General features: G+C 49.1%; 5 protein-coding genes and 10 tRNA genes. 8 read left to right on the top strand and 7 right to left on the bottom strand.

What is annotated here, in order from left to right:
• Positions 1 to 47 precede the first annotated feature (47 nt).
• Both EDD73_RS12970 and miaB read right to left on the bottom strand, forming a co-directional pair.
• Positions 48 to 1,208 carry a MutS N-terminal domain-containing protein gene (locus EDD73_RS12970; RefSeq protein WP_131920595.1) on the bottom strand — a complete coding sequence of 387 codons (1,161 nt, stop codon included), beginning with the start codon at positions 1,206 to 1,208 and terminating at the stop codon, positions 48 to 50.
• A 64-nt stretch (positions 1,209 to 1,272) separates the two neighbouring features.
• Complete coding sequence (gene miaB / locus EDD73_RS12965) at positions 1,273 to 2,607, bottom strand: tRNA (N6-isopentenyl adenosine(37)-C2)-methylthiotransferase MiaB (RefSeq protein ID WP_131920593.1); 1,335 nt, start codon at positions 2,605 to 2,607, stop codon at positions 1,273 to 1,275.
• 251 nt (positions 2,608 to 2,858) lie between these two features.
• On the opposite strand from miaB, the gene EDD73_RS12960 reads away from it, so the two are divergent.
• The 7 genes from EDD73_RS12960 (at position 2,859) to EDD73_RS12930 (ending at position 3,434) form a co-directional block, all read left to right on the top strand.
• Positions 2,859 to 2,934 (top strand) — tRNA-Glu (locus tag EDD73_RS12960).
• Between the two features lie 4 nt (positions 2,935 to 2,938).
• Positions 2,939 to 3,014: transfer RNA gene (locus tag EDD73_RS12955), tRNA-Phe, on the top strand.
• Positions 3,015 to 3,021: 7 nt separating this feature from the next.
• Positions 3,022 to 3,106: transfer RNA gene (locus EDD73_RS12950), tRNA-Tyr, on the top strand.
• A gap of 7 nt (positions 3,107 to 3,113) precedes the next feature.
• Positions 3,114 to 3,188, top strand: a tRNA-Gln gene (locus tag EDD73_RS12945).
• Positions 3,189 to 3,191: 3 nt separating this feature from the next.
• Positions 3,192 to 3,267 (top strand) — tRNA-Lys (locus EDD73_RS12940).
• Positions 3,268 to 3,275: 8 nt separating this feature from the next.
• Positions 3,276 to 3,350, top strand: a tRNA-Gly gene (locus tag EDD73_RS12935).
• 8 nt (positions 3,351 to 3,358) lie between these two features.
• A tRNA-His gene (locus EDD73_RS12930) sits at positions 3,359 to 3,434 on the top strand.
• Positions 3,435 to 3,528: 94 nt separating this feature from the next.
• Here the strand turns inward: EDD73_RS12930 and EDD73_RS12925 are convergent.
• Together EDD73_RS12925 and EDD73_RS12920 are read right to left on the bottom strand one after the other, a co-directional pair.
• On the bottom strand, positions 3,529 to 4,284 hold the full coding sequence (locus EDD73_RS12925) for a cytochrome c biogenesis CcdA family protein (protein ID WP_131920591.1): 756 nt from the start codon (positions 4,282 to 4,284) through the stop codon (positions 3,529 to 3,531).
• A 76-nt stretch (positions 4,285 to 4,360) separates the two neighbouring features.
• Positions 4,361 to 4,921 (bottom strand): hypothetical protein, encoded by a 561-nt coding sequence (locus EDD73_RS12920; RefSeq protein ID WP_131920589.1) that lies wholly within the window; start codon positions 4,919 to 4,921, stop codon positions 4,361 to 4,363.
• Between the two features lie 303 nt (positions 4,922 to 5,224).
• Between EDD73_RS12920 and EDD73_RS12915 the strand changes: the two genes are divergently transcribed.
• Positions 5,225 to 6,142, top strand: coding sequence for a S8 family peptidase (locus tag EDD73_RS12915; protein WP_207668887.1), 918 nt, complete (start codon positions 5,225 to 5,227; stop codon positions 6,140 to 6,142).
• Between the two features lie 41 nt (positions 6,143 to 6,183).
• Here the strand turns inward: EDD73_RS12915 and EDD73_RS12910 are convergent.
• The 3 genes from EDD73_RS12910 to EDD73_RS12900 all read right to left on the bottom strand — a co-directional run bounded on the left by EDD73_RS12910 (position 6,184) and on the right by EDD73_RS12900 (position 6,474).
• Positions 6,184 to 6,259, bottom strand: a tRNA-Thr gene (locus EDD73_RS12910).
• A gap of 59 nt (positions 6,260 to 6,318) precedes the next feature.
• Positions 6,319 to 6,394 (bottom strand) — tRNA-Trp (locus EDD73_RS12905).
• A gap of 6 nt (positions 6,395 to 6,400) precedes the next feature.
• Positions 6,401 to 6,474, bottom strand: a tRNA-Gly gene (locus EDD73_RS12900).
• Positions 6,475 to 6,493: the final 19 nt, after the last annotated feature.

The following is a 6,493-nucleotide window of genomic DNA, read 5'->3' as shown; positions in this document are numbered from 1 at the left end:
GTACGGTTTGCGGCTATTTTCTTGATTAATTTGGAAAAAACACGGTTTCAACGGATACCATACTTGGTTCCATTGGGTTCCTGGACGGACTCTAAGAGATCACGAGCATTGACGGTACCATAAGCAACCTTGCCGGCTAAACGTTCTAGATCATAGACCGCTTTTAATTCGGCACGTAGATCCTCACGCAACAGTCCGTCATCAACGAAGGCTGCTACCATGGCTTGACGCTGCCGGATCAGTTCTGCCTGCAAAAGTGGCTGTTCCAGCCAATGCTTCAGTAATCGCCCACCCATCGCCGTTACCGTACGGTCAAGAACACTGAGCAGGGAACCCCGCCGCGAGCCCTCGCGCATCGTTTGCGTAAGCTCTAAATTGCGCCGCGTCGCCGGGTCGATCCGCATAAAATCTTCCGTCGTATAGGAATACAGATGGGTAATATGGGGCAAGCTTGCCTTTTGGGTCTCCTGGACATAGCGCAGCGTCACAGCCGCTGCTAACAGGGCTACAGGCCACTGTGCGCAACCATAGGCCTGGAGGTGAGCCACGCCAAAATGACGCTTGAGCAGTTTCGTCGCTTGATCGACCGTCATTCCCTCGGCCGGGTAGGCAGCTACCAAAGCGCCTTGCTCTTTCCAGGGAGCACCAAAACCAGGCTCCTGCGTTATCAGTGCCGGATGGAGCAAAAGTTCTTTCGGAGAATAACGAGCAATCTCGCCATGAACACTGCTTTCTTCATCCAAGCGCCAGCGGGTCACTCGAAAATCACCGGTCATGATATCCAGTGCCGCCAATCCCCAACCGTCATCACTGCGAGCAATCGTTACCAGATAGTTATTGCTTTTGGCTTGCAACAGTTGCGTATCCATCAAGGTACCCGGCGTAACCACACGAACCACTTCACGGCGTACAATCCCTTTGACTTGCGTAGGATCGTCCACCTGTTCGCATACGGCAACTTTATAGCCTTTGGTGACCAAGCGAGAAATATATCCCTCAGCACTGTGATAAGGCACACCACACATGGGAATCCGCTCTTCTAAGCCGCCGTCGCGCCCTGTCAGCGTAATTTCTAATTCACGGGAAGCCAAGCGAGCGTCGTCTCCGAACATTTCATAAAAGTCACCGAGGCGAAAAAAAAGCAACGCATCAGGGTTTTGCTGCTTGATCTCCACATATTGCTTCATCATCGGAGTTACGGCTTTCATCTCGTTATCCTCCTGCGTTTACATACAAAAGCTCCGGGTCACCCCAGAGCCCTCCAGTTACTTATCACTTCGCCAGTTGTTCCCCCAGCAGGGTCCACGTACGGACTTCGTTAATTTTCACGGCAACGGTTTGTCCAATCAACTGATCATCGCCAGGGAAAACGACGATCTTATTGCTGCCGGTGCGTCCCGTTAAGCGGGTCGCATCGTTCTTACTGCGGCCTTCAACCAGTACATCGACCACTTGTCCTAAGAGCCGTTGATTGATGGCCAAGCTGATCTCATTTTGCAGCGCCAATAACTGTTGAAAACGATTGCGTTTGGTTTCCCCGTCAATCTGCTCTGGCAACTCCGCTGCCGGTGTGCCGGAACGCTTGGAGTATAAAAACGTGAAGGCATGATCAAACTGCGCTTTCCGCACCAAATCAAGCGTGTCGGCAAAATCTTCATCAGTCTCTCCGGGAAAACCGACAATGATGTCCGTCGTCACCGCCAGATGGGGTACAGCAGCACGCAGACGCCCCAGCAGCAGCAAATAATCTTGACGTGTATAGTAGCGGTTCATCGCTCTTAATATTCGATCGCTACCGGCTTGTACCGGTAAATGAATATGCGGACAAAGTGCCGGTACTTCCGCCATGGCAGCAATCAATTCCGGTTCTACATCTTTCGGGTGCGATGTCATAAACCGAACTCGTTTGATGCCTTCCACCTGCCCTACTTGCCGCAGAAGATCGGCAAAAGACAAGGGGTTTTCCAAATCCTTGCCATAAGAATTGACATTTTGTCCAAGCAAGGTAACTTCTTGCACACCTTGCACTGCCAGGGCGGTAATTTCGGCGATCACATCACCGGGCAAACGACTGCGTTCACGTCCCCGTACATAGGGAACAATGCAGTAACTGCAGAAATTATTGCACCCATACATGATCGTGACATGGGCTTTCAATCCATTCGCTTGACGGGCCGGCAGATCCTCGTGAATCTCACCTTCTGTTGTCCAGACATCGATCACGCGTTCACCCGATTGCAAACATTCCGTCAACATCTGGGGCAACCGGTGTAAATTATGAGTGCCAAAAATCAGATCGACGTAGGGATAACTGTTGCGCAACTTTTCCACCATATGCGGTTGCTGCGCCATGCAGCCACCTACCGCGATGATTACACCCGGATCGGCCATTTTATATTTACGCAGTTCGCCGATTTTACCAAGAATCTTGCGTTCTGCCGATTCACGAACACAGCAGGAGTTGACCAAGAAAATCGCCGCTTCTTCAGCATCCTCTGTCGCAACATAGCCCATATCCTGTAGAAACCCTGCTAACGTTTCCGAATCCCGTTCGTTCATTTGGCAACCATAGGTTAAGGTAAAAAAGCCTTTTTTATCAGTACTCATTGTTCATCCTCAATTGGTGTTTTACTTTCATCCTACTATTATACCCTGATGCTGCCTTGTTGAAAAGAATCGAGGAGAAGACCTAAGCAAACAACAAAGGCAGATCAAAATAAAAAACTTTGAAATCAGTAGCTTTTTCGAGCATTAAAACGTTTTTAGAATAAAAATGAATATTTTCAGCGAAAATTGCCAACGAATAGTATTGACGGTGATCCAGGAATCAGGTAAGATACTTCTTGCGTTCAGCAATTGGCCCGTTGGTCAAGCGGTCTAAGACACCGCCCTTTCACGGCGGCTACAGGGGTTCGAATCCCCTACGGGTCACCAAATTGCCTTGGTAGCTCAGTCGGTAGAGCAGAGGACTGAAAATCCTCGTGTCGGTGGTTCGATTCCGCCCCAAGGCACCATCTTATCGGAGAGGTTCCCGAGTGGCTAAAGGGAGCAGACTGTAAATCTGCCGGCTCTGCCTTCGTTGGTTCGAATCCAACCCTCTCCACCATCTTTCTTGGGGTGTCGCCAAGCGGTAAGGCAGTGGACTTTGACTCCACCATGCGTTGGTTCGAATCCAGCCACCCCAGCCATTTGATCCATTAGCTCAGTTGGTAGAGCACCTGACTTTTAATCAGGGTGTCGCTGGTTCGAGTCCAGCATGGATCACCATCACATTTGCGGGAATAGCTCAGCGGTAGAGCATCGCCTTGCCAAGGCGAGGGTCGCGAGTTCGAATCTCGTTTCCCGCTCCATAATTATGGCGGTTGTGGCGAAGTGGTTAACGCACCGGATTGTGGCTCCGGCATTCGGGGGTTCAAGTCCCCTCAATCGCCCCATAATGAACGAAAAACTTGCAGCCTATGGTTGCAAGTTTTTTTATTTTAAACTAATGAATGTATCTGTCAGCTGGTAATCTGACAGATACATTCATTAAAAGTTCGGTAAAAAATCAAGGTAACCCGCCAACCGCCCCAATTGATTGGTCATGATCAATACCCCGACAACCACCATTACGGCCCCACTGGTCACCGAAAGGACCATCATACCTCGACCCAAGCGGCGTAAACTTTTTTCAACCCATGATAATGAAACGGCCGTAAGCAAAAAAGGTATGGCCATGCCCAGAGAATAGGCTGTCAGTAAACCAACACCGATGTTCGATGTTTCACTCGTAGCCGCGTAAATATAGATGGCCGACAAAATCGGCCCCACACAAGGCGTCCAGCCGGCAGCAAAAGCCATACCCAACAAAAAAGCGCCGAGCCAACCGCCCGATTTCGGCCGTCCGCCCAAGCGCACCTCACGATACAAACCAGGAATCGGTAACAACCCACTTAAATGGACACCAAAAAAAACGATCAGTGCACCGCCAATAATCCGCAGCGTTGATTGATACGCCGCCACCCACTGCCCGACAAAGGTTGCCGAAGCGCCAAGGGCAATAAAGATTGCCGAAAAACCTGCCGCAAAAACAGCAGCTCGACCAAGTGTTTTTACATTTTGGATGCGCTGCTTCTGCCCCGCTGATGATGCTGTTTCCGTCTCGGATACATCCGGCTCAGCAACTTCATGAAGCGACGTACCGGTAAGATAAGTAATATAGGCCGGCACCAAGGGCAATACGCAAGGTGACAAAAACGATACAATTCCCGCTAAAAAAGCTACCGTTAATGAGACTGGTTCCACGTTTCTATACCCCTCCCTCCTATCAAAAGTCTAGCCGATCTTCGCTTGATGATCAAGACTTCCCCTTCTTACTTAGTTAATAATAGCAACTCATATAGTGCTCGCTTCGATCTTCCTGTTCATCTCGGGCTATCGCCGGCGCTAACGATTGGGCCATGGCACATGCATCTTCAAAACAAGCACAAGGAATGCCCGTACCTACAAAGGGGCGAATCGCTTGGAAACGGGGCATTTCAATCCTAGACGGTTCTTCAGGAAAGCGAGTTACTTTGGTCAAATAAGGAACCTTTGCTAACAGCGCATACTTGCGTAACACATGCTGGAGTTTCCCTTCTAATTGCTCACCTAACGGACCCATGGATAAATTTGTATCATATAAATCTTTACCCGAACGCTGCCAACAGCGACCGAGCGTTTCAAAGCTCATAAAGCCTGTACAAGCAGCAAAACGCGCAGACTCTTCCCGAGCAATTTTAGTTAACTGATAAAGATACTCCTTGCGTGGACGCTCTAAATCTAAGAGCACAAAGCTTTGCAACTGCTTCGCCATGATGCTCATGGCCACTTCGCGATCAACGGCCAGTTGAAAGGCCATTTTAGTGATAATCAACGAAAGATTAAAATCGCGTAAAAGCATCTGCTCCTCTTCCTCGTAAAGATAACTTTGCTGAGGTTTTCTTTGCTCATCATGGTGCAGCATTGACCATGGCAAATCTTCGGATTCGGTTTGCTTTCTACCCTGAGTGCTTCGATGGAATAATTTTACCAAGATCCCCACGCACATCCCTCGTTTCCATTGTTATTTTAAGGAAATTCGCTGGATGTAATTTTTTTCCTCCATCGATAAGCTACTTCTTTTGTCGAACAAGAGCAGGTACATATTACCTTTCTTTTCCATAAAGTGAATTGTCACCAGAAGGAAAGGAGAGGAATAAATCTCATGAATTTTGATCTTCACGATACCGATCTCCATCTATTTCCCTATCGCATCGTACGCATTATGCAGCGCGTTCCCGCTCAAGTCATGGATTATGGCATAAGTTTAGTCAATGCACCCGCAGTCTGGCGCAAAACCAAGGGACAGAATATTCGCGTAGGAATCTTAGATACCGGTATCGATCGGTCCCACCCCGACTTAAAGCCAAATATTCACGGGGGATATAACTTCATCAATAATACCAAGCAATTTGATGATGATAACGGTCACGGCACTCATGTAGCCGGTATTATCGCCGGTACCGATAACGGAGTTGGTATCGTCGGCGTTGCCCCACAAGCCCAAATATACGCACTGAAAGTACTCAATAACCGGGGCGTGGGTAGCGATCGCAACATCATCGCCGGCCTTGAATGGAGCATTATCAATAAAATGGACGTCATTAACTTATCCTTTGGCAGTTCAAAAAGCAACGCACAAGTTCGCGATGCCTTAGTCAAAGTAAAAAAAGCCGGCATTGTCGCCGTTGCCGCCGCCGGTAACGATGCCAATAAAAACGGCACTGACACTGTCGATTACCCTGGACGCTGGTCCGACCTCGTCATTACGGTGGCCGCTGTTGATCAGCATTTGCAGCGAGCTTCCTTTTCCAGTCAAGGCCCAGAAGTAATGCTTGCCGCTCCCGGTGTTGATATTCTCAGTACCTACCCCAACAACCGCTATGTACGTCTTTCCGGAACGAGCATGGCCGCCCCCCATGTCACCGGTGTCGTTGCCCTACTTCAATCGTATGCCAAAGCAGTACGCAACAAACGATTCATGCCCGATCAAGTACGGCAGCAACTTTTAGAACACGCGATCGATCTGGGACAACCGGGGCGCGATCGTAATTATGGCTATGGACTTATTCATTTGGCGTAAAAAAAAAGCTGTAATCATCGATTACAGCTTTTACTTGTTACTGGAGCCACTGACCGGGATTGAACCGGTGACCTTATCCTTACCAAGGATACGCTCTACCTACTGAGCTACAGCGGCACTTCTTAGAAAAACCGTTGGTTTCCTATACCAACGGTTTTGTTCACTATAAAATTAAGTGGCAGGGGAGACAGGGATCGAACCCGCAACCTACGGTTTTGGAGACCGCCGCTCTACCAATTGAGCTACTCCCCTGCAACATGGAGCGGGTGATGGGAATCGAACCCACGTGACTAGCTTGGAAGGCTAGGGCTCTACCATTGAGCTACACCCGCAAGAGGCTGATCAACAAAC

The sequence above is a fragment of the Heliophilum fasciatum genome (assembly GCF_004341395.1).
GTDB lineage: Bacteria > Bacillota > Desulfitobacteriia > Heliobacteriales > Heliobacteriaceae > Heliophilum > Heliophilum fasciatum.
This window is presented reverse-complemented; position numbering and strand designations above follow the sequence as displayed.

What these genes read in the sequence shown, in the direction of transcription:
- EDD73_RS12970 (WP_131920595.1), bottom strand. Translation starts at nt 1,208, where the DNA reads ATGAAAGCCGTAACTCCGATGATGAAGCAATATGTGGAGATCAAGCAG.
- miaB (WP_131920593.1), bottom strand. Translation starts at nt 2,607, where the DNA reads ATGAGTACTGATAAAAAAGGCTTTTTTACCTTAACCTATGGTTGCCAA.
- EDD73_RS12920 (WP_131920589.1), bottom strand. Translation starts at nt 4,921, where the DNA reads ATGCTTTTACGCGATTTTAATCTTTCGTTGATTATCACTAAAATGGCC.
- EDD73_RS12915 (WP_207668887.1), top strand. Translation starts at nt 5,225, where the DNA reads ATGAATTTTGATCTTCACGATACCGATCTCCATCTATTTCCCTATCGC.